This is a genomic window from Halorientalis salina (assembly GCF_005049285.1).
Lineage (GTDB): Archaea > Halobacteriota > Halobacteria > Halobacteriales > Haloarculaceae > Halorientalis > Halorientalis salina.
In genome coordinates, this window is record NZ_SOSC01000001.1 from 704,622 (window position 1) to 729,868 (window position 25,247).

Sequence of the window (25,247 nt, forward strand, 5' to 3'; positions counted from 1 at the left end):
AGTGGCCCCATCGAGAGGTATGAAAGCGACCGCGAAGGCCCATCCGATCCAGGGGTTGGTCAAGTATCACGGGATGCGCGACGAGGAGTTGCGACTCCCCTACCACGATTCCATCAGCGTCTGTACCGCACCGAGCCACTCGCTGACGACCGTCGAGTTCGACTCCGCGCTCGACGACGACCGGTACGTCATCGACGGGGAGGAAGTCACGGGCCGGGGGAAAGAGCGTATCCGCGCGGTCGTCGATCACGTCCGGGACCTCGCGGGGATCGACCACCGCGTTCGCTTCGAGTCCGAGAACAACTTCCCGACGAACATCGGGTTCGGGTCGTCGTCGTCGGGGTTCGCCGCCGCCGCCCGCGCCCTCGTCGAGGCGGCGGGCCTCGACATGACCAAACCGGAGATCTCCGCGGTCGCCCGACGGGGTTCCTCCTCGGCCGCCCGGGCGGTCACGGGCGCGTTCTCCCATCTCCGAACGGGACTGAACGACGAGGACTGTCGCTCCGAGCGCATCGAGACGGACCTCGAAGACGACCTCCGGATCGTCGGCGCGGAGGTGCCGGCCTACAAGGAAACGGAGGAAGCCCACAAGGAGGCGGCCGACAGCCACATGTTCGAGGCGCGGATGGCCCACATCCACGGCCAGATCGCCGAGATGCGCGACGCACTCCGGGCCGGCGACTTCGACCGGACCTTCGAGCTGGCCGAACACGACTCGCTGTCGCTGGCCGCGACGACGATGACCGGGCCGGCCGGGTGGGTCTACTGGCGACCCCGAACCCTCGAAATCTTCGACGCGGTGCGTGACCTCCGCGAGGAGGACGTGCCGGTCTACTTCTCGGTCGACACCGGCGCGAGCGTCTACGTCAACACGACGGCCGACCACGTCGACCGCGTCGAGGACGCCGTCGCCGACTGCGGCGTCGACACCCGCGTCTGGGAGGTCGGCGGCCCCTCGCGGATTCTCGACGACCGGAAAGCGCTGTTCTGATCGGCGGCGGGCTTTACACGCCGGCGGCTCCAATAGTTCGGTATGCGAGTCGCCGTCTTCGGAGCCGGCTACGCCGGCCTCGCCCTCGCGCGTCGCCTTGAAGCGGAGCTTCCACCCGACGTGGAGTTGGTCGTCGTCGACGAGGACGACCACCACCTCGTCCAACACGAGATCCATCGGGCGGTGCGCCGACCCCGGATCGCAGACGACCTGCGGATCCCCCTCGATACGGTGCTGGACCGCGCCGAGGTTCGCCAGTCGCGGGTCGTCGACGTCGAACCCGCGGCCGGCGTCGCGACCCTGGAGCGCGGCGACGAAATCACCTACGACGTGGGCGCGGTCTGTCTCGGTGCCGAAACCGCCTTTTACGGCCTACCCGGACTGGAGACACACGCGACACCGCTGAAACGGCTCGAACACGCAGCGCGGATCCGGCGAGTGTTTTTCGAGACCATCGAGACGACCGAGCAAGCGCGAGTCGTTGTCGGCGGCGCGGGGCTGTCGGGCATCCAGGTCGCCGGCGAACTGGCCGCGCTCGCCCGCGAGGAAGGAGTCTCAGACGCCGTGGAGATCGAACTGCTCGAACAGGAACGGTCCGTCGCACCGACCTTCCCCGAGCGGTTCCAGTCGGCAGTGTGCGAGGCGCTGCTCGCCCGTGGTGTCGCGGTTCACACGGACGCGACCGTCACGGGGGCCACGGAGACGAGCGTGGCACTAGCGGACGAGCCGGCCGTCGACTACGACCAGTTGATCTGGACGGGGGGCATTCGTGGACCGACGGCGCTGGACGGCGAGCGCCCGGTCGTTCGCAGCGGGCTCCGGTTCGAGGGCGACACCCTCCTCGTCGGGGACACGGCCAGGGTGGTCGACAGTGACGGGGAGGCGGTCCCGGCGAGCGCCCAGTCGGCGGTCCGCGAGGCACGCGTCGCGGCCGAGAACATTACCCGATTAATCGAGTACAGACGGAGCGAACAGGCCGGATTCGAGCCGCGGCTGTCGCGGTTCGAGTTCGACTCGCCGGGGTGGCTGGTCTCGGTCGGGGACGGCGCGGTCGCGCAGGTCGGATCGGCCGTCCTCACTGGTCGCGCGGCGGTGGCGCTGAAGACGACCGTCGGCGCGGGCTATCTCTCGTCGGTCGGGTCCGTCCAGCAGACAGTCGACCTGGTGCGCGAGGAGTTGGATCTGACCGACGACGCCACAGACGGGTCGAACGAGCCGCCGGCGTGAGTCAGGAATCGGCGTGCCGGACGATAACGACGTCGTAGGACGTATCCGCAGCCACGCTGCTGCCGACGCTGGACAGCGAGTTGACCAGGTGTCCCGCGTTGTCGCTGCCGACGAACACCATCGTCGCGTCGAGTCGCCTCGCGGCCCGTCGGAGTTCGTTGGCCACCTTGCCGCCGGGAGCGTACTTCCCGACGATTTTGTACCGGAACTCGGCCTCGGGCGCGATACGGTGAACTTGCGATTCGAGCCGTGACGCGACCGTCTCGGGGTCGGGCACCCCCTCGAAGTCGAGCCCGGCACGTTCCGCGGCGAACTCGTAGTTGTGCTTGGGGATGACGCTCACGGCGACGACCGGCCTGTCGAACGCCGCCCGGAACTCCCCGGCGCGTGCGAGTGCTGCTGCCGCGAGGTCCGAGCCGTCGAACGGGACGACGAAGGTCATACGTAAACGTAGGCGCCGTGGAAACACAAAACCCACAGAGAGTTCCCGGGGGCCGAGAACGGGGGAGGAAGCTACGACGAGTTCAACGCGAGTTCGGGCGTCGTCCAGACGACGAAGTCGTCCTCGTCCTCGCGGTTGATGATGCCGTTGATGTACTCGGCGTCCTCGTCGGGGGAGTCGTTGACCTCCTCGTCGGCGACCGGCGTGACCTGTCGGACCTCGTCGACGACCCAACCGAGGTGGCCCTGGTCGCCGACCGCCTCGGAGTCGAAGACGATGATGAGTTCGCCGCTGGTCTCCTGATCGACTTCGAGCGCGTCCTTCGGGTTGATGATCGTCGTCACCTGTCCGCGAAGGTCGACGACGCCCTGGACGTACGACGGGGAGTTGGGGACGCGAGTCACGTTCTCCAGTTCGACGATCTCCTCGATGTAGTCGATGTCCAGACAGAACCGCTCGTCGCCGAGTTCGAACTCCAGCACGCGCGTTCGCGACCCGGCGTGAGAGGAGCCCCGAGACGCCGCCGCACGGGCGGCTGCGACGCTCTGTTCGGCGCTGTCGAGCGTCGTCTCGGCGTCTTCGGCCACCGTCGTCGCCTGATCGGGGATGGCGAACGTGCTCCCCGAGTTCAGGTTCCCGATCGCCGAGGACGCGTCGGTCGAACTCACCGTCTCGGCGACGCCCGACTGTGGCTCCGCCGACGCCACGTCGTCCTCACCGGCCGCGTCGACGGCCTTCTTTTCCGCTTTCTCGTCGTGGGCGGTCGTCTTCTCGCTCGAATCGTCGAACTCGAAGCCGCTCTCCTCGACGGCCTCGTCCTCGTCCCCGTTCCCCGCTCCGGTCGACGGCGACTCGACACCAGTCTCCCGGTCGTCGGCTGCCGGGGGTTCCGGCGTGTTCGACCCGCTGTCAGTGTCGGAGTCGGCAGGGCCGTCGCCGTCCGAAGTCGTCGGTTCGTCGGCCTCACTGTCCGAATCGGTCGTCGACGGGCCCTCGTCCTCGGCGGAATCGGTCGCGGACGACTCCCCGTCGGCCGTGGACTCGTCGTCGGCCTCGGAAGTGTCGTTGTCGTCGGAGTCGCCGCGGCCCTGACGCCGGCCTTCCCGCATCTCTCGCAGTCGGTCGGCCCTGTTCATCCGGTCGTTGTCGTCGTCTGTGTCCTCCTCTGTCATGCTGTCACCTCCTCGACGAAGCCGAACTGCTCGTCGAGATCTGCCGCAATCGCCAGGAACACGTCCGCCATGTCGACGCTCCCGTCGTAGGCGAACACGGACGTCCCCTGGGAGAACGCCCGTTGCAGCGCGACCCGTTTCCGGACCTGCCAGACCGGCACGTCCGAGAACACCGCCTCGAACCACTCCAGCATCTCCTCGTCCTCGTTGGTCGATTCGACCCGGTTGGCGACGACGCCCACCTCGTTGACGGTGATCCCCGTCCGGTCTTCGAGGGCCGCCACCTGGTCGAACAGCAACTCGATGGCTCGCTCGGAGGTCGCTTCGGTCAGTGCCGGGATGAGCACGTTCCGCGTCGAGTAGATGGCGGTGTCGGTCAACTGGCCGTAGAAGGGCGGCGAGTCGACGATGACGTAGTCGTAGTCGTCGGCCACCACATCCAGCGCCTGGTCGAGCAGTTTCATCGGCTCCGAGTCCGGGATGGTCTCCGGCGTGACGACGTTCGTCAGCGCCGACAGCGCCGACGGGTCCACGTCGATGTCGGGGTCGGCCTCGATGGTCGCCATCGCGTTGGCCATCGTCAGTTCGTGTTCGGCTTCGAGCAACTCGAAGTGGCTCGGGAGCACGTCCATCTCCTCGTGGGACACGATGAGGTCCCGGATCACGTCGCGCTGGCCGGCGTCGGTCAGCAGGTCGAACACGGTCGGCGGGTCCGTGTCGTAGGCGTCGACCAGCCCGAGGCCCTCGGTCGCGTTCCCCTGCGGGTCCAGGTCCACGAACAACACGTCGCGACCGCGCTCGTTCAGTGCACCCGCGATGTTGATGGCGATCGTCGTCTTCCCCGTCCCACCCTTCGCGTTCGTCACGCAGATCGACGCAGGACGGTCTTGCTCCCGGCTCATCGATAGCTACCGGTGCTCGGTCCCGCCAGCTTATAAAAATAGGTTCCCGATTCTCAATTGTTGTAGCAGCGGCGAGCGGGGTCAGAACCGCGCGACGGGGCCGTCGTCGGTGTCCTCGACAGTGACGCCCAGCGCGTCGAGTTCGTCCCGGAGTTCGTCCGCCCGGTCGTAGTTGCCGGCCTCACGTTCGGCCTCCCTGACCGAGAGCACGAGGTTCGCCAGTTCCTCGGCGACGCGGACCTCGCCCTCGGTGTCGCCGCCGAAGGAGAGGCCGAGGACGCCCACGCCGAGGTCCTCGAACGTCTCGATGACCCGACGGAGCGCGACGTAATCGTACTCCTCGTTGTCGTCGACGTGGCGGTTGACAGCCGTCGCGAGGTCCGACAGCGCGGTCAGCGCCTCGCGCGTGTTGAAGTCGTCGTTCATCGCCGCCTCGAACTCGGTTCGAGTGCGCTCGACGGCGTCCCGGAGGGCCTCGTCGGTGACTTTCGCGTAGGCGTCGGTGCTGTCGGCGGCCTCGACGGCCCGCTGGTGACCCCGTTCGAGCCCCTCCCAGCGTTCGATAGCCTCTTCCACCGTCTCCTCGCTGTAGACGGCGCTGTTGGCGTAGGCCGTCGACAGCAGGAACGTGCGGGCGACGTTCGCGCCGTGTTCGGCGACAAAGTCCGAGACGGTGAAGAAGTTGCCTAGCGAGGAAGACATCTTCTCGCCTTTCGTCTCCAGTAAGCGGACGTGGAGCCAGTAGCGCGCGAACGTCTCGCCGGTCGCGGCCTCGCTCTGGGCGATCTCGTTTTCGTGATGCGGGAAGACGAGATCCTGGCCGCCGACGTGGATGTCGATGGTGTCGTCTAAGTGAGTCATGCTCATCGCCGAGCACTCGATGTGCCAGCCCGGTCGGCCCTCGCCCCACGGCGAGTCCCAGGTTTGCGCCGTCTCGCAGGCCTCCTCGGGGGGAGCCGCCGCCTCGTGCTGGTGGTCGGCGATGTCGGCCTCGCCCACGCCGCCGGCCTTCCAGAGCGCGAAGTCGGCGGCGTTTCGTTTCTCGGATCGCTCGTCGGGGTCGCCCTGCGCGTCGAGTTCTTCGGGGTCCTGGTTCGAGAGTTTGCCGTAGTCCTCGAAGGACGTCACGTCGAAGTAGACCGAGCCGTCGACCTCGTAGGCGTAGCCCTTCTCGATCAGCGTCTCGACGATGTCGATGATCTCGGGGACGTGCTCGGAGACGCGGGGGTAGACCTCCGTCCGGCGGAGGTTGAGCGAGCGCATGTCCCGGATGGTCTGGGCGATGTAGTGGTCGGCCACGTCGGCCTCGCTCTCGCCGTCCTCCCCGACGCGGGCGACGATCTTCTCGTTGACGTCGGTGAAGTTCTCGACGTGGCGCACGTCGTAGCCCACGTGTTCGAGCCAGCGGTGCATCACGTCGACGTGGACCCACCCGCGGGCGTGGCCGAGATGCGCCGGATCGGAGGTCGTGAGGCCACAGTAGTACAGAAGGACGGAGTCGGGGTCCTGTGGCTCGAACGGCTCGCGCTCGCCGGTGAGCGTGTTCGTCACACGAAGGGTCATTACGACGTACCACACGACGCCGGCGTTTCAACGCTACGATGACGGGGAATCTACGTCCGGGACGGAGCGGTCTCGACTGCTCGCTCGACCGCCCGCACTGCGTCCGGCCCCGCTCGGCGAGAGACGGCGACGGTCAGCGACTCGCCGGCAGTCCCGGCTGCCTCCACGTCGATGTCCTCGGCGATGAGGTTGCTCAGGACGTGTCCGAGCGTCGACGCGTCCACGTCGCCGGTTACGAGAACAGCCGTCAGCGACCCGCCGCCAGAGACGAGCGCCGTGTCGCCGACCGTCAGCAACGCCCTGTCGGGGTCGGCCTCGTCGGCCCGACCGACGCCGCTTTCCATGTTCACTCTCGCGTCCCGCCCGGGACCCTCGTAGTCGGGGAGGTCCTCGGCGTAGCGACGGAGCGCGGCGACGACGGCCTCGCGATCGTCGACGCCCAGGTCGAGAAAGCGGGCGGCGGCGGTGTAGTTGACGACGCCCGCCCGGAGAGCCTCGTAGAGGAACGGGTTCGCCCGGACGGCCTCGCGTGTGCGTTCTGCCAGCGACATACCCGAGTCCGGGGGAGCCGGCGGTAAAAACGCGCCGGGTCGTGGAAAAAAGACCGCAGTATTCGTGCAGTTCTGCAATGTGTGATACTCTCAAACACACTCGTGTGTCAGCGGGACGGCCGGGTGGGGAGACCCGCCAGCAGGTTCGACCCCGACACCAGATAGCCATGACAACGAACGAGTCCTGTACGAACTGTGCCGCCTGTGGCGGCTGTGAACCGAGCGACGAAGACACCGAACCCGAGAACCGAGCCGAATCCGTAATCGACGACGCTGGACCACCCGAACGGTGAGAACAGTCACCAGACGAAGTCCCTAAGAGTAGCCTCTCCCTAGACAGCGGTATGCAAGCACTGGTCATCGCGGCACACGGCTCACACCTCAACGCCGGGTCCGCCTCGCCGACGTTCGACCACGCGGACACCATCCGAGAGTCGGGCGCGTTCGACGAGGTCCGGGAGTGTTTCTGGAAGGAGGAACCGTCCTTCCGGGAAGTGCTCCGGACCGTCGAGAGCGAGGAGGTGTACGTCGTTCCCCTGTTCATCAGCGAGGGCTACTTCACCGAGGAGGTCATTCCCCGGGAGCTGCGCCTGGAGGAGTGGGACGTCGAGCAGTGGGATTCGGACGGGACGTCGGCGACCCACACGACGCTGTCGGCGGCCGACACCGACCAGACGGTCCACTACTGCGGGCCGGTCGGCACCCACGACGCGATGAGCGATGTCATCGTCCAGCGCGCCGACAGCGTCACCGGGTCTCGGAGCGTCGACGACGGGGACTTCGGGCTGGCGGTCGTCGGCCACGGCACCGAGCGCAACGAGAACAGCGCCAAGGCCATCGAGTACCACGCCGACCGCATCCGCGAGCAGGGCCGCTTCGCCCAGGTCGAGGCGCTGTTCATGGACGAGGACCCCGAGGTCGACGACGTGGCCGAGTTCTTCGAGACCGACGACATCGTGGTCGTGCCGCTGTTCATCGCGGACGGCTATCACACCCAGGAGGACATCCCCGAGGACATGGGCCTGACCGACGACTACCGGAACGGCTGGGACACCCCGACCGAGGTCGACGGCCATCGAATCTGGTACTCCGGGGCCGTCGGGACCGAACCGCTGATGGCAGACGTGGTGCTGGAGCGGGCCGCCGACGCCGGCGCGGACGTCTCCGAGGCCATCGAACGGGTCCGCGAGCGGACGCGGGACCCGCGTCCCGCAGCAGGGGACTGAAACCGGCGAACACGGGGCGAGTGTCGGCACGCGTCGGGTTTTTCAGAGTCGGAAAAGGACGCTTGGTTTTTAAACCGCGACCGTTCGTTGGGTGCGGTGTGAGTGAGGATTGGGCCCTGGACGAGGTACTCGATCTGCTTAGCGACGAGTACGCTCGCTCGATCCTCGCGGCAACGAGCGTCGAACCCATGTCTGCCAACGAGCTCAGCGAGCAATGCGATGCGTCCCTCCCGACGGTGTACCGGCGCATCGAGTGGCTCCAGGAGTACGACCTCATCGAAGCACAGACCAGAGTGGAGTTAAGCGGAAACCACCACAAGGTGTACTCGGCGACGCTCGCCGAGTTCTCGATGGAACTGGACGACGGCTCCTACGAGGGCACCATCGAGCGCACCTCCCGCGCCGACTTCCTCGAGGAAGAAGACACGGCCGACCGCCTCACCAGGATGTGGGAGAACCTCTGACCATGGCACTGGGATACTCGGTCCTCGACTGGGCCAACGTCGCCTTCGCCTTCGGGTCGACGGTCCTTGGGACCTATATCGCCTACCAGGCCTACCGCGGGTTCCGCCGCAATCAGAGCCGGTCGATGCAGTACCTCTCGATCGGCCTCCTGTTGCTGACGGGCGTCGCCTTCGGGACGGCGTTCGTCGGCTCCGTGCTGCTCCGGCAGGGAATCATCCCCGTACGATACCAGCAACCGCTGACGCTCCTGACCCGCGTCGTCCAGTTCCTCGGCGTCGCCTTCATCGCCTACTCGCTGCACAGACGGCCCTGACCTCGACGCTCATCCGACCTTCCTCACTCACACTCGACGGATTCGCCGATCTGTACCAGCAGCGCCTTGCTGACGCCGCTGCCCGAGACGGAATAGCGGTACTCGCCGCAGTCCCAGGAAACGATTCCGTTCGTCCCGATCGACTGGTAGGTCGCCTCTCGGTCCCCGACGCGGACGGTCGTGGCGTCGTCTCTCCCGTCGAAGTGCATGTCGTTTTTCGAGACGGTGACCTGCGAGGTCGCGTTCGCGTACCTGAGAGAAACCGAATGCCACTCACCGGTGGCGCGGGTCGCCCCGGTCAACTCGAAGGAGTCGGGGAGGTCGGGGTCAGGAACGGACATGCTCGCGTCCGCTCGCAGGGCGTCTGCGGAGTCGTACCTGTCTACCTCCGGCAGCGCCGGTTCCGAGACGGTCGCGTTTGCCGGCGGGGAAAACTGGAACGTCGAGTCGTCGAGTCCGGGATCGAAGCGCACGTCCCGGTAGGTCATCGTCGTCTCGACTGGCTCGCCGTCCATCGTCCACTCGGTCTCGAATTTCAGCGGGAAGAAATACTCCGTGTCGACGTAGATGGTCTGCGTGTAGTCGCTAAAGTCACCGGATGCGTTCGATTCGTCGGGTGCGATGTGGAGGACGTACACCGACCGGCCGTCGACGGTATCCGTCCCGTTGTAGCGCACTCCGAACCGGTTCTCGTCCGAATCCCCCGGCACTACTGATGTCGTCGGCCCGCTACCGGCCGGGACGGACGGCAACGGCTCGACGCCCGGCGTCGGCTCCGCGTCCGTCGACGCCGCGTCGGCGCGGGTGATGTCGAGTCGGTTGAACAGTCGTTCGATGTGTTCGCCCTGTGCGTTCGACCGACCACCGAAAGCGGCCGTGTCGATCCTCGTCACGTTGTTCTCGTCCTCGTCGTAGAGCCACGTCACCGACCCGTTCGAGACGGTCAGTTCCGAGCCCACAACGGAGTCGGAGACGGCTCGCGACCACATCATGCCGGTCCCGGGTCGCATCTTCACCCGACGGACCGAGCGATTGGTCTCGGTCCCGCGCCGGATCGTCATCTCCACGGTCGCCGAGACGCCGTCGAGGGAAGCGAGACGCTCCGAGGCGTTGTGACCGATGTGCGACTCGGGACTCGACGGTGCCTCGGAGGGGAGGAATCCGAATACCGCGACGGTCGCGACCGCACCCACGAGGACACACGCGAACGTCGCGCGCTGGAGGGAACTGTCAGCGGGCGGCATCGTTCGTCCCAACTATCCTTGAACAATCGGATAACCGTTTCGGGACAACCTACGTACAGGTCTGGCAACATCGAAGACAGACGTATCAGAGACGGCAACCGGACGGTAAAAACGTTCAAACGAGAGGGGCCGCACGTGCGGAAGGCGTCAGCGGGCACCGACAGGGGAGGGCAGCGTCAGCGGGGACCGGCGTCGGCGGAAGGGTGCGTCAGCGGAGACCGCCGTCAGCGGGATGAGCAGGCAGAGTGACGGCCTGAAGTCGTCAGGCGCACTCGATGGAGGCGGCGATGTCGGTCAGTTGCGTACGCGAGACGGCACCGGAGACCGAGTATCGGTACCCATCGCAGGACCAGACCACGATCCCAGTGGAACCGAACTCGTCGTACTGGCCCGTCCGATCACCGATCTGCACCGACTCGGTCCCGTTGTGGTTCGACCCGTTGGCCATCGAACGATTGGTCTTCGTCACCGAGATCCGAGCCGACTCGTTGGCGTACTGCAGCGAGACGGACCGGAACTCGCCGCCCGTGCGACGACCCTGCTCCAGCGAGAACCCCTCAGGAACGTCCGGCTCCGGGACGGACATGGTGGCGTCCTCCCGGAGTGCGTCGACGGAGTCGTACGTCTCGGAGTCCGGGAGGGACACGTCCGAGGTGTTGGCGTCAGCGGGGGCGTCCAGGGTGAACCGCTCGTCGGGAATCGTCGGGTTCAGTTCGACGTCCTCGTACTGGACGACCGATCTGAAGTCTCTCTCTCCCGAGTCGGAGGTCGTCTCGACTCGCACCGGGAAGTAGGTCTCGGCGTCGAGCCAGGCGGTCACGTTCATGTCGCCGCTGGCCGCCCCGGAATCCGGTTCCAAGCGGACGCGATGGGTCCGTTCACCGTCGATGCGTTCGGTTCCGAGTTCCTCGATGGTCATCGAGTTGGCGACCGAATCGATCATCGTCATCCCGGTACCCCCAGCCCGTTCCTGCTCGACGTTCGAGCGATTGATCCGGGTGATCTCGTTCGAGTCGGGGTTGTAGGTCACGATCGTGCTCTCGTTCGAGATCGTGACTGTCCCCTCGTTGTACGGTGAGGCGACGACTTCACGACGAACCTCGTCGGTCGTCAGCCGCGCCCAGATCTTCGTCGTCGTGTTCGTCTCGTTCTCGCCGAACGACGTCCGCATCGACATCCTGGCACTGTAGCTGTCGAGATCCGACATGCGCGCTTCGAAGGCCTCGGCCACGTCGTCGGTCGATGCACTCGTTTCGCTGTCCGTCTCCGGCGAGACAGCGGTTTGCTCGTCGGGCGAAGTCGTCGTCTCTTCGGGCGGCGAGGTCGTCGTGTTCGTCCCGGCGTCGTTGCCGACACAGCCACTCAAGGCAACCATCCCGCCCACCAGCATGATCAGAGCGACAGACCGAAATTTGCCTGAGACCATACACGTCCCCGTACGACTGGCCCCCGCATAAGCCGCCACTCGGTGTTTCCGATCCGGAAAACCAGCCCAAAATATAAATATTAGATTTGCAGGCGGCGGGAATCCGCGGCGAAAGGCCGACTTTATTCCGCTGGCGTCCCTCGATCCCAGCATGATGGAGACGGCGGTCGACCACCTCATCGAAGCGGCAGACGAGGGCACCGGTGTCGAGTTCGACGGACTCCGGGCCCGGGGCACCGACGGGGAGTACACGTTCGCGACCCCGCAGACCGAGCGGACGGGGCTCTCGACCGAAGCGTTCCGCGAGACCGCCACCGACCACAGTCAGCACGTCACGAACTGGTACTTCTTCACCCGCATCGCGCCCGAAGAGCCGTCCCGACGCGCGTTCCTCCGGTGGGCCGAACACGCGGACGAACACGACGTGCCGGACCGATACGACGCGCTCGCCGACGTTCTGACCCGGAAGTGGGGCCAGCTCCGGATCACCGTCGAGCGCGACGGGAGCGGGGACCGACGGTACGAGATCCGCCACGAGGACGACGCGGACGCGTCGAGCGACGAGCTGACCGCCCACGAGGAGCCGCTGGACGCGCGGGAACTGGTCAGGCACGACGAGCGGGGCCGATACCGGCCACTGAAGACCGCGCCGACGCTCCGGAGCGGATGGGTGTTCGCCGACCTCTCGGCGTCGGATCTGGTCGAAACGGTCGATTTCGTCTACCCGGCGACGGTCGCCAACTGGTATCGCGAGCGCGAGGGGGAACTCGACGTGACCCACTGGCACGAGACCGTCGAACGCCAGACCGGTATCTACGGCGTCGTCGAGACCTGGGACCGCCAGGAGGGCCACGACCACGTCGACTGGGTCGCCGAGGCCTGCTGTGCCGACTCCCAGTGTCTGAAACGCCGCGAGTGGGAGTACGACGAGGACACCGACCTGGACGTCGACGGCGGCGATGGCGAGTTCCCCTGTCGGGAACCCTGCTCGATGGTCATCTCGGCCGCGCGCCGATGGACGAAACTCGAAGGCGAGCAGTCTCAAACCTACGAGTTCGAACTCACGCCGAGCGAGAAAGAACAGATCGAGGAGATCATCGACGCCGTCGCGGAGGGTCGCACCGACGAGATCCGCGAGGCGGACCTCGGTGACGGGGCGAACCGCTATCGGGCGCGATTCCTGCGCGCGAAACGGTTCGACGACGACGGGAACCTCGGCGGCGTCCCGACCGATGGTGACGACGGGGACGACGGCGACCACTGATACGGAATGCTGTAGAGCGTTCCGCATCGACCGCCCGAATGCGAGCGGTCGTAGCGGTAAACAGCTACATCAAACCGTATGACGCCGAACCGCGAGCTATTCGAAGAGGAGATAGCCCGCACCGATGACAGCACCGAACACGAGGAGGGCACCGAGGGCGACGAGCGCGCTGTCGAACGCCATGGCCGAACCGACGGCGACGAGGAGGGCGAGGAGTCCCAGCCCGGCGACCGGGACGAGCGGTCGCTCTGCGAACGGTGACGCGGTACTCTCCGTCTCCGTGTCGTCGCGCGGCTGCGGTTTCGCCAGGTCCTCGTCGACCTCGACCCCTTCGTCCTCGTCGGGTTCGGTGACTTCGACGTCGATCCAGCGCGTCACGGCCCCGTACCCGGAGACGACTTTGATCTTTCCGAACACGTGGTCGGTCCCGTGGACGCTGACGGGGATCTCAGTGACCCCGTTTGCCTGGACGTAGAAGTTGGTGTCCTCGATGGACGCGATTTCGGGAAGGCCGTCGTCGAGATGGATGTGGATGCGACCCGCTTCCCCGTGGTTTCGGACCGCGATGACGAACGAGTCCGCGGTCTCGAACGACGGCGGGACCTCCAGGGAGTGTCGCTCCTGTCGGTTGAAATGCACGGGTAGCGTGTCGGGCACGACCGACCCTGCGCGCGGCGACGGGAAAAAGGTTCAGTTTACGCGGGGGACTCCTCGCGCATGTCCGGCGGCAGCAGGTTCGGAATGCCCTCCTCGATGGGGTACTCCTCGCTGCACTCGGTACACACCAGTCGTCCCTCGATGACTTCGTCGTCCTCGTCGCGCTGAATGACCTCCAGTTCCAGGTCCTGCTTGTCCAGCGGACAGCAGATGATGTCCATCAGGTCCTCCTTCATGCTCCCACGTGTGTCCGGGGCGCTCAAAAGCGTGCCGAACCGGCGCGTTCTCATCATCTGGGTACATGGGTGGCAGTTAAACTGTCGGCGACAGTATGTCCGATCATGACGGACGACGAGACGTTGTACGATCGGCTGGGCGGGCGCGAGGCGATCCGCGCCGTCGTGGACGACTTCTACGATCGACTCCTCGACGACGACGAACTCGGCCCCTTCTTCGAGAACACGGACATGGAGTCGCTGAAAGAACACCAGACCGACCACCTCTGTGAGGCCGCCGGCGGCCCGGCCGAGTACACCGGGCCACCGATTCGCGAGGCGCACCTCCACGTCCCGTTCACGCTCGACCTCATCCAGCGGTCGGTCGAACACCTCGAAGCGAGCCTCGACGCGTTCGACGTGACCGGCGAGGACAGAGAGGCCGTCGTCGCGGCAGTCGCCCAGTACGAGGACGACCTGCTCGCGACGGCTGACGACTCGGAGTAAGCGGTCGGTTCGGGGAGAGTCTTCTGGGAGCGCCTGTTCGAGACATCCGGCGATCGTCACAGTCGCGAGCGCCAGCCAACCCGTGGCACCGTCCGTCGCCGTCGGGGACGAGAAACGACGTGAGACCGGTCTCTTCCCAGTAGTTCAGCGTCCGAACCGCCCGGACAGCGGAACCGTCGCCCCCCTCACACCGGTATCTGACGACTCGTGACGCAAGCCTTATGTGCAAATCAGTGCGTCAATGTACAGTAATGGACGCTAGTGAGGAAATCGCACCAGCAGTACAGTCGATCCTGGAGGCGGCGCGGGACCGCGGTGGCGGCAGCGAGCGTCTCTCCGTCGAGGCCGAGTCGCTGCCAGCGGCGTTTACGGCCGCCGAATCGGACGGGCGCGTCCCGGTCATCGCCGAGGTGAAACCGACGAGTCCGACGACCGACGGGGAACGGACGGACGATCCGGTCGCGCTCGCGGAGCAAATGGTCGCGGGCGGGGCCGCGGCGCTGTCGGTGTTGACCGAACCCGAACACTTCGGGGGGTCGCCCGAGAACCTGCGGAAGATCCGCGAGGCCGTCGACGTGCCGGTCCTCCGGAAGGACTTCGTCCTCGACGAGGCGCAACTCGACACCGTCGAGGCGGACGTGATCTTGCTCATCGCGCGTTTCGTCGGCGACGACCTGGCGGACCTGCTCGCTGCGGCCCGCGAGCGCGGGTTCCAGGTGCTCGTCGAGGTCCACGACCGCGAGGAGTTGACCCGGGCCATCGAGGCCGGTGCGGACATCGTGGGCGTGAACAACCGCGACCTCGCGGAACTGGAGGTCGACCTGGGGACCTTCGAGGAGGTCGCGCCGCACGCGCCCGAGGACGTGACGCTGATCGCCGAGAGCGGCGTGTCGACGCCCGAGGACGTGGTGCGGATGCGCGAGGCCGGGGCCGACGGGTTGCTCGTCGGGAGCGCCATCATGGACGGGTCGGTCCGGGAGAACACGGAAAGCCTGACACGCGCGGAGTCCGAGGAGGGAGATACATGAGTGACACGCACGCGGGGAAGTTCGGGCCGTACGGCGGCCAGTACGTGCCCGAGGCGCTGATGCCGGCCATCGAGGAGTTGACCGACGCCTACGAGCGGTACGTCCTGAACAACGAGGACGGGTTCATGGACGAATTCCAGGACCGCCTCCGGGATTTCGGGGGGCGTCCGATTCCGCTCCAGTACGCCGAGCAGCTGTCGGAACGATACGACACCGACGTCTATCTCAAGCGGGAGGACCTGCTCCACGGCGGCGCACACAAACTAAACAACGCGCTCGGGCAGGTCCTGCTGGCCAAATATATGGGCAAAGAGCGCATCATCGCCGAAACCGGCGCGGGCCAGCACGGCACCGCGACGGCGATGGCGGCCGCCCACCTGGACATGCCGTGTGAGATCTACATGGGCAAGACCGACATCAACCGCCAGCGGCCCAACGTCTTCCGGATGCGGCTCAACGGGGCGGAAGTAAACCCCGTTACCGTCGGTCGGGGCACGCTCAAGGAGGCCATCAGCGAGACGATGCGCGACTGGGCGACGACGGTCGAGAACACCCACTACGTCATCGGCTCGGTCGTGGGTCCGGCGCCGTTTCCCCAGATGGTGCGTGATTTCCAGAGCGTGATCTCCGAGGAGGCCCGCCACCAGATCGAAGAGCAGGCCGGCCGCTTGCCGGACTCGGTCGTCGCCTGTGCGGGCGGCGGTTCGAACACGATGGGAGCGTTCGCGAACTTCGTCGAAGACGATGGCGCGGAACGAAGTTCCGCGGAAAAGTCGAGCGGCGACGAGCCGCGAGACAGAGTGGACCTCATCGCCGTCGAGGCCGGCGGGTCGTCGCTCGCCGTGGACGAGGAGTCGGGCGTCGCCCCCAACTCCGCGACGCTCTCGACCGGCCACGAGGGCGTCCTCCACGGCGCGCGCACGAAACTCCTGCAGGACTCGGACGGACAGATCATGGAATCGCACTCGGTGTCGGCGGGACTGGACTACGCCGGCGTCGGGCCGGAACTGGCCCACCTCGTCGACGAAGGGCGAGTCACCCCGGCGAACGTCGACGACGACGCGGCCCTGGAAGCGTTCCACCGCCTCTCCCAGGAGGAGGGCATCATCCCCGCACTGGAGACGGCCCACGCCTTCGCCTACCTCCACGAGAACCCCGACGCGGTCGGCGATGTGACTATCGTCAACGTCTCCGGCCGCGGCGACAAGGACCTCGAAACCGTCATCGAGGAGACCGAGAAACGAGACCTGGACGTAGACGTTGATATGAGTATATTCGAGGGGGCGATGTAGATGGCCGAAAACGAACGCCTCCAGGCGGTCTTCGAGCGCGACGAACCCGCGTTCATTCCCTATCTCGCTGCGGGCGATCCAGATTACGAGGCCTCGAAGGCGTACGTCGAGGCGCTGGCCCGCGGCGGTGCGGACGTCATCGAACTCGGCTTGCCCTTCTCGGAGCCGATCGCGGAGGGGCCGACCATCCAGAACGCCATCGTCCGCGCCCTCGAAAGCGGGATGACGCCCGACAGGTTCTTCGAGTTCGTCGAGGAACTGGACGTGGACGTGCCGCTCGTCTGTATGACCTACTACAACCTGATCTACCAGTATGGGTCCGAAGACGGACCGCGGCCGTTCGTCGAGAAAGCAGCGGACGTCGGGCTGACGGGGCTGGTCGTCCCGGACCTGCCGGCCGAAGAAGCGGGGCCGCTCCGCGCGGCCTGCGACGAGTTCGGCCTGGACCTGGTCTTCATCGTCGCGCCGACGACTGAAGGCGAGCGCCTCGAACGAATGCGCGAGCAGGTGTCCGGATACGTCTACGTCCAGGCACGGCTCGGCACCACCGGGGCGCGAGACGACGTGAGCGACCAGACCGACGAGAGCCTGGCGCGCATCGACGACTGGGACGTGCCCAAGGCCGTCGGTTTCGGGATCAAGGAAGGCGAACACGCGGCGCGGATCGTCCGCGCGGGAGCGGACGGGATCATCGTCGGCTCGGCGCTGGTCGATATCGTCGCCGACGGGGCGAAAAGCGACGATTCCGTCGAGGCGGTTGCAGAGCGATTGGAGCGGAAGGCACGGGAGCTGAAAGACGGTGCACTCGCTGGCGCGGCCGACAGTGAGCCGCGACCGGAACGCACATAACCGTCACTTGCTACAGGATTTCATACCATGAGTACGGGGAAACACGCGCGCCTGGACCGCATCGGGACAGGGGGACGATACCTCGTCGTCCCGATGGACCACGGCATCACACTGGGGGCCGTCAAGGGCCTCAAAGACATCGAATCGACCATCGACGCGATCACGCGCGGCGGCGCGGATTCGATCCTGACCCAGAAAGGGATCGCCGGGCGCGTCCACGACAACAAAAACGACGCGGGCTACATCTGTCATCTCAACGGCTCGACGGCCATCGGCCCGGACGAGAACGACAAACGGCAGACCGGCACGGTCGAGGACGCCGTCCGGGCCGGAGCCGACGCGGTCTCGTTCCACATCAACGTCGGCAGTATCTACGAACCGGACCAGATCGAGAGCCTCGCCGAAGTCGCGACCGAGGCCGAGCGCCTGGGAATGCCAGTCCTGGCGATGACCTACGCTCGCGGCCCCGACATCGACCCCGCGGACGACGACTACAGCGAGGCCGTCGGCCACGCGGTCCGGCTGGGCGAGGAACTCGGCGCGGACGTGGTCAAGACCGGCTACACCGGCGACGCCGAGAGTTTCCAGCACGTCGTCGAATCGACGAGTTTGCCGGTCGTCATCGCCGGCGGCAGCAGGGGCACCGACCAAGAGACCCTGGAGATGGTCCGTGGAGCGATGGACGCGGGCGCGGCCGGCGTCTCGATGGGCCGGTCGATCTTCCAGCACGACGATCCCGAGGCCATCACCACGGGTGTCGCTGCCGTCATCCACGACGACGCAACCGCCGAGGAAGCGGCGCGCGAGGCCGGACTCGCGGTCGAGGCCTGAGACCCTCGGACCCGTCACCGACGGGGCCATCTCGTACCCGACCGGTAACTACCCCGCGAAGACGCTTTTTCTGCCGAGACTGCATTTCGATACCATGGGCTGTGCGATCACACCGACCGATCGGAACCGTATCCGCCGAAAAACGAGTCGTCCGGACGCAAACAGGTAGCGATGACGCGACTCGACGACCTCGCGACGTGCCTCTCGGACACGCGGTCGCTGGGCATCGTCTGTCACGACAACCCGGACCCGGACTCCATCGCGAGTGCGCTCGCACTGGAACTGCTCGCGTCGGCCTGGGACGTCCCGGAGATCGAAATCGTCTACGCCGGGTCGATCACCCACCAGCAAAACCGGGCGTTCGTCAACCTCCTCGATCTCGACTTGCAACACCTCGAGGACGTCGATCTCGACGAGTTCGACCGTATCGCGTTCGTCGATCATTCGACGCCCGGCGTCAACAACAGCGTTCCGACGGAGGCGACGGTCGACATCGTCATCGACCACCACGATAACGCCGAGCCCGCCGACGCGCAGTACGCGGACATTCGCGAGCAGTGTGGCGCGACCGCCTCCATCCTCGTGGGGTATCTCGAAGGGAGCGACGTTCCGATCTCTGAATCGGTCGCCTCGGCCCTGCTGTTCGCGCTGCATCGCGAGCGTCTGGACTACGTCCGGCACCCGACTATCGACGAGTACAAGGCGGCGCTGACAGTGTTCCAGCGGGCGGACGTTCCGCTCGTCGAGGAGATGTACGGCTCGTCGTTTACGCCGGCGATGCTGGACGCGATCGGGACCGCCATCAAGAGCCGCGACGTCCGTGGGTCGAGTCTGGTAGCGACCATCGGGCGGACGAACGAGAGCGGCGCGATCCCGCAGGCGGCCGACTACCTCCTGAACCTCGAAGGGGTCAAGACGGTGCTCGTGTTCGGCCTCGTCGAGGACAGCGTCCGCCTGAGCGCGCGGTCGATCGACACGCGAGTCGACATCGGCAACGCGCTCACGGAGGCCTTCGAGGACGTGGGGGAGGTCGGCGGCCACAGCGACATGGCCGGCGGGCAGATCTCGCTCGGGTTGTTCGGGGACCGAGGCGAGGACGAGCCGAAACTGTTACCGCTGGTGTCCCGTCGCATCACCAGCCGCTTTTTCGATACCATGCACCTGAACGAGGCCGAAGGGTGATGGCGAAACCGAGAATCCGCCATGTTCAAGCCGGGTGGCCGCAACGGTTGGCACATGACACGCTCCGTGTGGTTGAAGGCCGACGACGAGGTCGGCGACTGGGAGGCTCGCAAGCGGCGCATCACCGCCGGCCTGGAAGCCGGCGTCGACTGGGTGCTGGTCGACGACGACGACGTCGACCGCGTCCGCGAACTCGGCGAGGTCAACGTCGCCGCCTTCTCGAACGGCGACGTCCACGTCATGGAAGCCGAAGAGGGCGACAGCGACACCGACGCGGTCATCGTCGGCAAGGACGGCGAAGGCGACGGCACCGTCGATCTCCCCTCGGATTTCTCCGGCTCTGCGGACCTCTCGACGCTGCGAACGGATGGCGACGGCCTGCAGGGCGGCTACGTCCACATCCGGAACAAGAACTACGAGAGCTTCGCCGAGGAAGTCGCCGCCGAGGCCGACTTCACCATCGTCATCGGCGAGGACTGGAAGATCATCCCGCTGGAGAACCTCATCGCCCGCATCGGCGAGGAGACCGACCTCATCGCCGGCGTCCAGAACGCCACGGAGGCCCGTACCGCCTTCGAGACGCTGGAACTCGGTGCCGACGGCGTCCTGCTGGACACCGACGACCCCGACGAGATCCGAAAGACCGTCGAGGTCCGCGACGAGGTCCAGCGCGAGAACCTCGATCTGACGTGGGCCGAGGTCACCGACGTCGAACAGACCGGCTCGGCCGACCGCGTCTGCATCGACACGGGCAATCTCATGGACCACGACGAGGGGATGCTCATCGGCTCGATGGCTCGCGGTCTCTTTTTCGTCCACGCCGAGACCGCCGAATCCCCCTACGTCGCCTCCCGACCCTTCCGCGTGAACGCCGGCGCAGTCCACGCCTACGTCCGCACGCCCGGCGGCGAGACGAAGTACCTCTCGGAGCTGTCGAGCGGCGACGAGGTCCAGGTCGTGGACCTCGATGGCAACACCCGCGAAGCCATCGTCGGCCGGGTCAAAATCGAGAAGCGGCCGATGTTCCGGGTCCAGGCCGAAACCGACGAGGGCGACCGCATCGAGACGCTGCTGCAGAACGCCGAAACGATCAAAGTCCCGACCAAGGACGGCCGGAAAGCCATCACCGACCTGGAAGCCGGCGACGAGATGAAGGTCTACTACGAGAACACTGCCCGCCACTTCGGCGAAGCCGTCGAGGAATCGATCATCGAGAAGTAACTGATTCCGGTTTCGTAAATTCTCACATACGTCTGTATAGTGTCCTATTTTGGTTACCGCTACCTGCAGCTTTTTCCCTTCGCTTTGCCATTGGTAAGCTATGTCGAAGCAGACTGAACGGTCGACGCGCTCGGCACCGGACATCGCAGTCGATGCGGACTGGAACGGGCTTCTCGTGGGTGGGAACTGGCAGCCAGCGGGGGATCGGGACACCATCCCGGTGAGCGATCCCTCGAAGCAGGAAGAGTGGGCCGAGGTCCCCGCCGGCACCGTCGATGACGTGGACGCCGCCTTCGAGGCGGCGACGCGGAAACAACAGGGATGGGCCGAGAAGGACCCGAAACAGCGGGCGGGGGTCATCGACGGCGTGCTCGATGCCATCGACGAGCATCGGGAAATCATCATGGACCTGCTCAAGACCGAGTCGGGCAGCGGCCACATGAAAGCCCAGATGGAGATCGACACGGCCGAGGGCATCATCGCGGAGGCCCGGAGCTTCCCCAACCGGATGGGCGGCGACGTCAAGGACTCCTTCATCGAGGGCAAGGAGAACCTCGTCAAACAGGAGCCGGCGGGCGTCGTGTCGGTCATCCCGCCGTGGAACTTCCCGTTCCACCTGTCGATGCGTGCAGTCGCGCCGGCGATCGCGCTTGGCAACGCCGTCGTGCTCAAACCCGCCTCCGACACGCCGGTGACGAGCGGGCTGCTCGTCGCCAGACTGTTCGAGGAGGCCGGACTGCCGCCCGGACTCATCAACGTCGTCCCCGGCCACGGCTCGGAGATCGGCGACCGCGTCGCGGGCCATCCCGACACGGACGTCGTGGCCTTCACGGGATCGACGGAGGTCGGGAAGCACGTCGCCAAACAGGCCGTCGACTCGCTTGCCTTCCCCGCGCTCGAACTCGGCGGGAACGGCCCGCAGGTCGTCCTCGAAGACGCCGACGTGGAAAACGCCGCCTCCGCCGGGGCCTTCGGTACCTTCGCACATCAGGGCCAGGTGTGTATCTCCATCAACCGCCACCTGGTCCACGAGTCCATCTACGACGAGTACGTCGAGGCGCTGGTCGAGAAGGCCGAGATCGTCCCGACCGGGAGCGCCCACGACATGAGCACCATCGTCGGCCCGATCATCAACGAGGACCAGCGCGACCAGATACTCGAGTACATCGAGGAGACCGTCGAGCAGGGCGCCACGCTCGAAACCGGCGGCGACCACGACGGCCTCGTCGTCGAGCCGACGGTCCTCTCGGACGCGACCAACGACATGACCGCGGCGTGTAACGAACACTTCGGCCCCGTCGCGCCGGTAGTCCCGTTCTCGGACGACGAGGAAGCGATCGAACTGGCCAACGCCACGGAGTTCGGCCTCTCGGCGTCGGTGTTCTCGGCGGACCGCAACCGCGCGGAGGACGCCGCCGACGCCATCGACGCGGGGATGGTCCACATCAACGACCAGCCGATCAACGACGAGGGACACGTGCCCTTCGGCGGCATGAAATCCTCGGGAATGGGTCGCTACAACGGCGAGTACATCATGCGGGAGATGACCGAGACGAAGTGGATCTCGGTCCAGCGCGAGCCGCGAACGTTCCCGCTGTAAACCTACTTTTTTACTGCGGGGGTTTCCTCGCGCGCTTTGCGCGCTGCGGGAACCCCCGTTGTAAAAACCTGGACTAAAAACAGCCGGACGCTCGTTATACTCGCGTCCGGGGAACCGCCTCGCGCTTCGCGCTCGGCGGATGCTGGCTTACTCACTACAGCACCGGGACTAAGTAGTTCTGGTAATCTCCCTAGACACTTTTGACGCTGGACTGACTGAAGTTGCTGTTAGACATCCGTTGTGAACTCGCCCAAATCACGCTAGAGTTTCGTGCGGTCACTACGGCCGCATATAGGCGTATCCTTCTGTTTCCAATCGCGTTACTTCCACAGCGCCCTCCGGGACGGTCTCAACGCCCTCAACAAGGTCTGATTCGTCGAGATCCATCATATCGAGTGTGTTGCTGCAGGCCTTGAACGAGACACCGTCGTCCATCAGGGCTCGGACTTGCTCCTCGCTCTCCTGGCCGGTTTTGATCGCCTTCATTCCATCCGCCTGAACGACGACCGCAACATCGTCGATATCACCAGTTTCATCGTCCAAGAGGTTTCTGGCAATAGCCAGTGACGTTTCCTGTTCGGTCCCGTCTCCCGAAAGGAGATGAATAACGGTTTGCATGCACCGCAGAGAAGGCGAGCACGCTCTACTGGCTGTTGCCTGCAAATAAAAGGGAGCCGAAGAAGGATGCGATTCAGAAGACGAACCGGATAACGAGGCCCTCGAAGTCGATACTTCGTCCAGGTTCAGTTGCGACCGAAACACCGCCTCCCCCGCGGCAAATATGCGCTATCTATTCAGCAGACGATTCCGAGTAACATCGGATTCTGAGGAGATTGCCGGGTACTACGTGATCGCGTTCCATCGACGCACTCACGCCCGACTTGGTTCGTCCGCACCGTCGGTTTCGTCGGCGTCGAGTTGGGTCGTACACCAGTGGCAGAAATCGAGGTCCTCGTCGACGTCGCGACCGCAGTTGGGACAGCGCACGCCTTCCACGGTCTCCTGGCGCTGTTCGTTGCGCCGGTTGGCGATCCAGTAGGCGTCGACCATGCTCATGATCGTGATGGTGGCCAACCCGAGGACGGCCTCCAGCGGGAGCGCCTCGGACATTTGCCTGATCGATTCCACGCTGATCGTCTCGGGGACGATCCCCTCGGGGACCAGAAACGAGGCCGTCGTCAGGACGAGTCCGAACCACAGGAGCGCGCGTAGCCACTCGCGCAGATACACGTGTCCGAGCCCGGGATGAACGAACGCCAGTAGCGCGGCCAACCACGGTCGTTTGCGCACAGACCCTTGCACCGTGCCCCGAAATCGGTGTCGAGCCGTTGTTAAGCTTCCGTCTTCGCGAGAGAGGCCGTCGATGCGCTCCGAGAGAGCGCCCCGACGCTCGTCAGTCGTCGGCCTGGTCCGATCCCGAAGACAGTTGCGTGACGAGTTGGCGCAGCGTCGCCAGGTCGTACTGGCCGGGTGCGGTGGCGTCCTCGGGCTCGACGGGCGCGTAGCCGATCTTCGACCCGTAGAGCGGCGCGACGGCCCGGGAGTGTCGACCCGCCTCGCCCATCGCCATCGTGGCGACCCTGTCGTCGCCGACAGTCGAGGCCCGCGTCGCTGCCAGCAGTTCAAGTACGTCGTCGGGCGACTCAGCCGTCACCGCCAGTTTTCCTACGTCGCCGTGTTTGCTGGCCTGATCGAGCAACCGGCGAAGTTCCGGCGGGTCGGGCGTCGTCTCGAAGTCGTGGGTCGAAGCGATGACGCTGGCCCCGTTCTCGTGGGCGAAGTTGACGACGTACCCGGCGTCGCCCTCGACGAGCGCTTCGAGTTCCACGTCGACGGCCTCGACCGCGTCGTGTTCGGCGGCGGTACACAGCGCTTCCAACCGGGCTTCGTCGTCGGCGGCCTCGCCGCCCTCCCACTCGACGCGGTTGGTGGCGATGATCGGGAGTTCCCCGTCGTACTCGGAGAGGGCCGAGAGCGGCTCCTCGGCGAGATCCATCCGGAACTCGACGGCGTCCCCGTGTTCGCGTGCGGCTGGCTCGTCACGCAGGTCGGCCGTCGACGCGGCCAACACGAACGACTCGAAGTCCATATTGCCGCTTTCACCGAGCGTTATAAAAGTATGTCCGTCTCGTCGGCAGTACTGGGACCGATCAGACCGTGTCTTCGCGGAGTTCCTCGACGATGCGCTTGAGTTCCTCGACGCGCTCGACCTGTTCGTCGTTGGTATCGGAGATGTTGTCGATCTCCGTCGCGACGCGTTCGGCGCTCTCGGCCACCTCGTCGATCATGCTCGCGACCTCCTCGGTGGAGGCGGCCTGTTCGTCGGTCGCGTCGGCGACCTCCTGGGCACCCTGGGCGGCCTCCTGGACCGCGTCGTCGATGAGTTTGAGCGTGTTGACGGCGCCTTCGACCTGTTCGATCCCGGTGTCGACCTGGTCGTTGGCCTCGTCGATGCTCTCGACGGTGTTTTCGGTGTCGGCCTTGATCTCAGCGACCATCTGCTCGATCTCGGCGGCGTTCTCCCGGGACTCCTCGGCGAGGGCCTTGACCTCGTCGGCGACGACGGCGAAGCCTTCGCCGGCTTCTCCGGCACGGGCGGCCTCGATCGAGGCGTTCAGCGCCAGCAGATTGGTCTGATCGGCGATCTCGTTGATGACCTCGACGATCTCGTCGATCTCGTCGATCCGGCCCCGGAGCTGGTCGACGTCGTCCGCGACTTCCGTGGTGGCGTCGTCGACGCTCTCCATCGCCCGGATGGCGTCGTCGGCGGACTCGCGCCCCTCGTCGGCGAGTTCCCGGGCCTGGTCGCTGACGGCCTTGACCTCGCTCGCGCTCGACGCGACCTCCTCGACGGTGGCCGAGAGGTTCGAGACCTCGCTGGACACGTCTCGCATGCGGTCCGACTGGTCTTTTGCCAGCGAACTGATCTCGTCGGAACTGTTCGAGACGGATTCGGTCGCCGACAGCAACTCGTCGATGGCCGCGCCGAGTTCCTCGGCGGTGTACTCGCCCGCAGACGCGGCGAGTCCGGTATCGCCCGTTCCTGAAGCCATTGTTATCCCCACAGGCGACTGCTCGT

General features: G+C 65.9%; 28 protein-coding genes. 15 read left to right on the forward strand and 13 right to left on the reverse strand.

Annotated features, from left to right (window positions below):
* The first annotated feature begins 19 nt into the window (after window positions 1-19).
* Window positions 20-991: a phosphomevalonate decarboxylase MvaD gene (mvaD, locus tag E2481_RS03665; protein WP_136715761.1), complete on the forward strand. Its 972-nt coding sequence runs from the start codon at window positions 20-22 to the stop codon at window positions 989-991.
* A 42-nt stretch (window positions 992-1,033) separates the two neighbouring features.
* Window positions 1,034-2,218 (forward strand): NAD(P)/FAD-dependent oxidoreductase, encoded by a 1,185-nt coding sequence (locus tag E2481_RS03670; protein WP_136715762.1) that lies wholly within the window; start codon window positions 1,034-1,036, stop codon window positions 2,216-2,218.
* A gap of 1 nt (window position 2,219) precedes the next feature.
* Here the strand turns inward: E2481_RS03670 and E2481_RS03675 are convergent, their stop codons facing one another.
* From E2481_RS03675 to E2481_RS03695, 5 genes are all read right to left on the reverse strand, one after another.
* A complete protein-coding gene (locus tag E2481_RS03675) occupies window positions 2,220-2,660 on the reverse strand; it encodes a universal stress protein (RefSeq protein WP_136715763.1) in 441 nt (146 codons plus the stop codon).
* 71 nt (window positions 2,661-2,731) lie between these two features.
* Window positions 2,732-3,832 carry a chemotaxis protein CheW gene (locus E2481_RS03680; protein ID WP_136715764.1) on the reverse strand — a complete coding sequence of 367 codons (1,101 nt, stop codon included), beginning with the start codon at window positions 3,830-3,832 and terminating at the stop codon, window positions 2,732-2,734.
* Complete coding sequence (locus E2481_RS03685) at window positions 3,829-4,734, reverse strand: ParA family protein (protein ID WP_136715765.1); 906 nt, start codon at window positions 4,732-4,734, stop codon at window positions 3,829-3,831. Before E2481_RS03685 ends, E2481_RS03680 begins: the two co-directional genes overlap by 4 nt.
* Before the next feature lie 81 nt (window positions 4,735-4,815).
* On the reverse strand, window positions 4,816-6,297 hold the full coding sequence (gene cysS, locus E2481_RS03690) for a cysteine--tRNA ligase (RefSeq protein ID WP_136715766.1): 1,482 nt from the start codon (window positions 6,295-6,297) through the stop codon (window positions 4,816-4,818).
* A 50-nt stretch (window positions 6,298-6,347) separates the two neighbouring features.
* On the reverse strand, window positions 6,348-6,848 hold the full coding sequence (locus E2481_RS03695; RefSeq protein ID WP_136715767.1) for a DUF7523 family protein: 501 nt from the start codon (window positions 6,846-6,848) through the stop codon (window positions 6,348-6,350).
* 167 nt (window positions 6,849-7,015) lie between these two features.
* On the opposite strand from E2481_RS03695, the gene E2481_RS18905 reads away from it, so the two are divergent.
* The 4 genes from E2481_RS18905 to E2481_RS03710 all read left to right on the forward strand — a co-directional run bounded on the left by E2481_RS18905 (window position 7,016) and on the right by E2481_RS03710 (window position 8,852).
* Entirely contained in the window at window positions 7,016-7,141 is a 126-nt protein-coding gene (locus E2481_RS18905) for a hypothetical protein (RefSeq protein ID WP_256867880.1), read from the forward strand.
* 51 nt (window positions 7,142-7,192) lie between these two features.
* Window positions 7,193-8,074, forward strand: coding sequence for a CbiX/SirB N-terminal domain-containing protein (locus E2481_RS03700; protein WP_136715768.1), 882 nt, complete (start codon window positions 7,193-7,195; stop codon window positions 8,072-8,074).
* Between the two features lie 98 nt (window positions 8,075-8,172).
* Window positions 8,173-8,538 carry an ArsR/SmtB family transcription factor gene (locus E2481_RS03705; protein WP_136715769.1) on the forward strand — a complete coding sequence of 122 codons (366 nt, stop codon included), beginning with the start codon at window positions 8,173-8,175 and terminating at the stop codon, window positions 8,536-8,538.
* Between the two features lie 2 nt (window positions 8,539-8,540).
* Window positions 8,541-8,852 carry a DUF7521 family protein gene (locus tag E2481_RS03710; RefSeq protein WP_136715770.1) on the forward strand — a complete coding sequence of 104 codons (312 nt, stop codon included), beginning with the start codon at window positions 8,541-8,543 and terminating at the stop codon, window positions 8,850-8,852.
* Between the two features lie 23 nt (window positions 8,853-8,875).
* Here E2481_RS03710 and E2481_RS03715 read toward each other — a convergent pair whose 3' ends face one another.
* Both E2481_RS03715 and E2481_RS03720 read right to left on the reverse strand, forming a co-directional pair.
* Window positions 8,876-10,096, reverse strand: a complete 1,221-nt coding sequence (locus E2481_RS03715) for a LolA family protein (RefSeq protein WP_136715771.1) — start codon at window positions 10,094-10,096, stop codon at window positions 8,876-8,878.
* A gap of 262 nt (window positions 10,097-10,358) precedes the next feature.
* Complete coding sequence (locus E2481_RS03720; RefSeq protein WP_169302362.1) at window positions 10,359-11,522, reverse strand: outer membrane lipoprotein-sorting protein; 1,164 nt, start codon at window positions 11,520-11,522, stop codon at window positions 10,359-10,361.
* A 154-nt stretch (window positions 11,523-11,676) separates the two neighbouring features.
* Between E2481_RS03720 and E2481_RS03725 the strand changes: the two genes are divergently transcribed.
* On the forward strand, window positions 11,677-12,786 hold the full coding sequence (locus E2481_RS03725) for a DR2241 family protein (protein WP_136715924.1): 1,110 nt from the start codon (window positions 11,677-11,679) through the stop codon (window positions 12,784-12,786).
* 96 nt (window positions 12,787-12,882) lie between these two features.
* Here E2481_RS03725 and E2481_RS03730 read toward each other — a convergent pair whose 3' ends face one another.
* Both E2481_RS03730 and E2481_RS03735 read right to left on the reverse strand, forming a co-directional pair.
* Window positions 12,883-13,443 (reverse strand): DUF7524 family protein, encoded by a 561-nt coding sequence (locus E2481_RS03730; RefSeq protein ID WP_136715773.1) that lies wholly within the window; start codon window positions 13,441-13,443, stop codon window positions 12,883-12,885.
* Between the two features lie 38 nt (window positions 13,444-13,481).
* Window positions 13,482-13,679: a methytransferase partner Trm112 gene (locus tag E2481_RS03735; RefSeq protein WP_136715774.1), complete on the reverse strand. Its 198-nt coding sequence runs from the start codon at window positions 13,677-13,679 to the stop codon at window positions 13,482-13,484.
* A 105-nt stretch (window positions 13,680-13,784) separates the two neighbouring features.
* Between E2481_RS03735 and E2481_RS03740 the strand changes: the two genes are divergently transcribed.
* The 8 genes from E2481_RS03740 to E2481_RS03775 all read left to right on the forward strand — a co-directional run bounded on the left by E2481_RS03740 (window position 13,785) and on the right by E2481_RS03775 (window position 22,168).
* On the forward strand, window positions 13,785-14,165 hold the full coding sequence (locus E2481_RS03740) for a group I truncated hemoglobin (RefSeq protein ID WP_136715775.1): 381 nt from the start codon (window positions 13,785-13,787) through the stop codon (window positions 14,163-14,165).
* 251 nt (window positions 14,166-14,416) lie between these two features.
* The gene (gene trpC / locus E2481_RS03745; protein WP_136715776.1) at window positions 14,417-15,193 is read left to right on the forward strand and encodes an indole-3-glycerol phosphate synthase; all 777 of its coding nucleotides are present in this window, start codon (window positions 14,417-14,419) and stop codon (window positions 15,191-15,193) included.
* Window positions 15,190-16,485: a tryptophan synthase subunit beta gene (gene trpB, locus E2481_RS03750; RefSeq protein WP_136715777.1), complete on the forward strand. Its 1,296-nt coding sequence runs from the start codon at window positions 15,190-15,192 to the stop codon at window positions 16,483-16,485. The genes trpC and trpB overlap by 4 nt, the downstream gene beginning before the upstream one ends.
* The gene (gene trpA / locus E2481_RS03755) at window positions 16,486-17,334 is read left to right on the forward strand and encodes a tryptophan synthase subunit alpha (protein WP_136715778.1); all 849 of its coding nucleotides are present in this window, start codon (window positions 16,486-16,488) and stop codon (window positions 17,332-17,334) included.
* 27 nt (window positions 17,335-17,361) lie between these two features.
* A complete protein-coding gene (locus E2481_RS03760; RefSeq protein WP_136715779.1) occupies window positions 17,362-18,165 on the forward strand; it encodes a 2-amino-3,7-dideoxy-D-threo-hept-6-ulosonate synthase in 804 nt (267 codons plus the stop codon).
* A 171-nt stretch (window positions 18,166-18,336) separates the two neighbouring features.
* Window positions 18,337-19,347: a DHH family phosphoesterase gene (locus E2481_RS03765; protein ID WP_136715780.1), complete on the forward strand. Its 1,011-nt coding sequence runs from the start codon at window positions 18,337-18,339 to the stop codon at window positions 19,345-19,347.
* 54 nt (window positions 19,348-19,401) lie between these two features.
* Window positions 19,402-20,568: a 3-dehydroquinate synthase II gene (locus E2481_RS03770; protein WP_136715781.1), complete on the forward strand. Its 1,167-nt coding sequence runs from the start codon at window positions 19,402-19,404 to the stop codon at window positions 20,566-20,568.
* A gap of 100 nt (window positions 20,569-20,668) precedes the next feature.
* Complete coding sequence (locus E2481_RS03775; protein WP_136715782.1) at window positions 20,669-22,168, forward strand: aldehyde dehydrogenase family protein; 1,500 nt, start codon at window positions 20,669-20,671, stop codon at window positions 22,166-22,168.
* Window positions 22,169-22,447: 279 nt separating this feature from the next.
* Here the strand turns inward: E2481_RS03775 and E2481_RS03780 are convergent, their stop codons facing one another.
* From E2481_RS03780 to E2481_RS03795, 4 genes are all read right to left on the reverse strand, one after another.
* Window positions 22,448-22,786: a DsrE family protein gene (locus E2481_RS03780; protein ID WP_136715783.1), complete on the reverse strand. Its 339-nt coding sequence runs from the start codon at window positions 22,784-22,786 to the stop codon at window positions 22,448-22,450.
* Window positions 22,787-23,038: 252 nt separating this feature from the next.
* Window positions 23,039-23,458, reverse strand: a complete 420-nt coding sequence (locus E2481_RS03785) for a zinc ribbon domain-containing protein (protein ID WP_250137713.1) — start codon at window positions 23,456-23,458, stop codon at window positions 23,039-23,041.
* 103 nt (window positions 23,459-23,561) lie between these two features.
* Complete coding sequence (locus E2481_RS03790) at window positions 23,562-24,257, reverse strand: type I 3-dehydroquinate dehydratase (RefSeq protein WP_136715785.1); 696 nt, start codon at window positions 24,255-24,257, stop codon at window positions 23,562-23,564.
* A gap of 61 nt (window positions 24,258-24,318) precedes the next feature.
* Window positions 24,319-25,221 carry a methyl-accepting chemotaxis protein gene (locus tag E2481_RS03795; protein ID WP_136715786.1) on the reverse strand — a complete coding sequence of 301 codons (903 nt, stop codon included), beginning with the start codon at window positions 25,219-25,221 and terminating at the stop codon, window positions 24,319-24,321.
* Window positions 25,222-25,247: the final 26 nt, after the last annotated feature.

What these genes read in the sequence shown, in the direction of transcription:
- mvaD (WP_136715761.1), top strand. Translation starts at nt 20, where the DNA reads ATGAAAGCGACCGCGAAGGCCCATCCGATCCAGGGGTTGGTCAAGTAT.
- E2481_RS03670 (WP_136715762.1), top strand. Translation starts at nt 1,034, where the DNA reads ATGCGAGTCGCCGTCTTCGGAGCCGGCTACGCCGGCCTCGCCCTCGCG.
- E2481_RS03675 (WP_136715763.1), bottom strand. Translation starts at nt 2,660, where the DNA reads ATGACCTTCGTCGTCCCGTTCGACGGCTCGGACCTCGCGGCAGCAGCA.
- E2481_RS03680 (WP_136715764.1), bottom strand. Translation starts at nt 3,832, where the DNA reads ATGACAGAGGAGGACACAGACGACGACAACGACCGGATGAACAGGGCC.
- E2481_RS03685 (WP_136715765.1), bottom strand. Translation starts at nt 4,734, where the DNA reads ATGAGCCGGGAGCAAGACCGTCCTGCGTCGATCTGCGTGACGAACGCG.
- cysS (WP_136715766.1), bottom strand. Translation starts at nt 6,297, where the DNA reads ATGACCCTTCGTGTGACGAACACGCTCACCGGCGAGCGCGAGCCGTTC.
- E2481_RS03695 (WP_136715767.1), bottom strand. Translation starts at nt 6,848, where the DNA reads ATGTCGCTGGCAGAACGCACACGCGAGGCCGTCCGGGCGAACCCGTTC.
- E2481_RS18905 (WP_256867880.1), top strand. Translation starts at nt 7,016, where the DNA reads ATGACAACGAACGAGTCCTGTACGAACTGTGCCGCCTGTGGCGGCTGT.
- E2481_RS03700 (WP_136715768.1), top strand. Translation starts at nt 7,193, where the DNA reads ATGCAAGCACTGGTCATCGCGGCACACGGCTCACACCTCAACGCCGGG.
- E2481_RS03710 (WP_136715770.1), top strand. Translation starts at nt 8,541, where the DNA reads ATGGCACTGGGATACTCGGTCCTCGACTGGGCCAACGTCGCCTTCGCC.
- E2481_RS03715 (WP_136715771.1), bottom strand. Translation starts at nt 10,096, where the DNA reads ATGCCGCCCGCTGACAGTTCCCTCCAGCGCGCGACGTTCGCGTGTGTC.
- E2481_RS03720 (WP_169302362.1), bottom strand. Translation starts at nt 11,522, where the DNA reads ATGGTCTCAGGCAAATTTCGGTCTGTCGCTCTGATCATGCTGGTGGGC.
- E2481_RS03725 (WP_136715924.1), top strand. Translation starts at nt 11,677, where the DNA reads ATGGAGACGGCGGTCGACCACCTCATCGAAGCGGCAGACGAGGGCACC.
- E2481_RS03735 (WP_136715774.1), bottom strand. Translation starts at nt 13,679, where the DNA reads ATGAAGGAGGACCTGATGGACATCATCTGCTGTCCGCTGGACAAGCAG.
- E2481_RS03740 (WP_136715775.1), top strand. Translation starts at nt 13,785, where the DNA reads ATGACGGACGACGAGACGTTGTACGATCGGCTGGGCGGGCGCGAGGCG.
- trpC (WP_136715776.1), top strand. Translation starts at nt 14,417, where the DNA reads ATGGACGCTAGTGAGGAAATCGCACCAGCAGTACAGTCGATCCTGGAG.
- trpB (WP_136715777.1), top strand. Translation starts at nt 15,190, where the DNA reads ATGAGTGACACGCACGCGGGGAAGTTCGGGCCGTACGGCGGCCAGTAC.
- trpA (WP_136715778.1), top strand. Translation starts at nt 16,486, where the DNA reads ATGGCCGAAAACGAACGCCTCCAGGCGGTCTTCGAGCGCGACGAACCC.
- E2481_RS03760 (WP_136715779.1), top strand. Translation starts at nt 17,362, where the DNA reads ATGAGTACGGGGAAACACGCGCGCCTGGACCGCATCGGGACAGGGGGA.
- E2481_RS03765 (WP_136715780.1), top strand. Translation starts at nt 18,337, where the DNA reads ATGACGCGACTCGACGACCTCGCGACGTGCCTCTCGGACACGCGGTCG.
- E2481_RS03770 (WP_136715781.1), top strand. Translation starts at nt 19,402, where the DNA reads ATGACACGCTCCGTGTGGTTGAAGGCCGACGACGAGGTCGGCGACTGG.
- E2481_RS03775 (WP_136715782.1), top strand. Translation starts at nt 20,669, where the DNA reads ATGTCGAAGCAGACTGAACGGTCGACGCGCTCGGCACCGGACATCGCA.
- E2481_RS03780 (WP_136715783.1), bottom strand. Translation starts at nt 22,786, where the DNA reads ATGCAAACCGTTATTCATCTCCTTTCGGGAGACGGGACCGAACAGGAA.
- E2481_RS03790 (WP_136715785.1), bottom strand. Translation starts at nt 24,257, where the DNA reads ATGGACTTCGAGTCGTTCGTGTTGGCCGCGTCGACGGCCGACCTGCGT.
- E2481_RS03795 (WP_136715786.1), bottom strand. Translation starts at nt 25,221, where the DNA reads ATGGCTTCAGGAACGGGCGATACCGGACTCGCCGCGTCTGCGGGCGAG.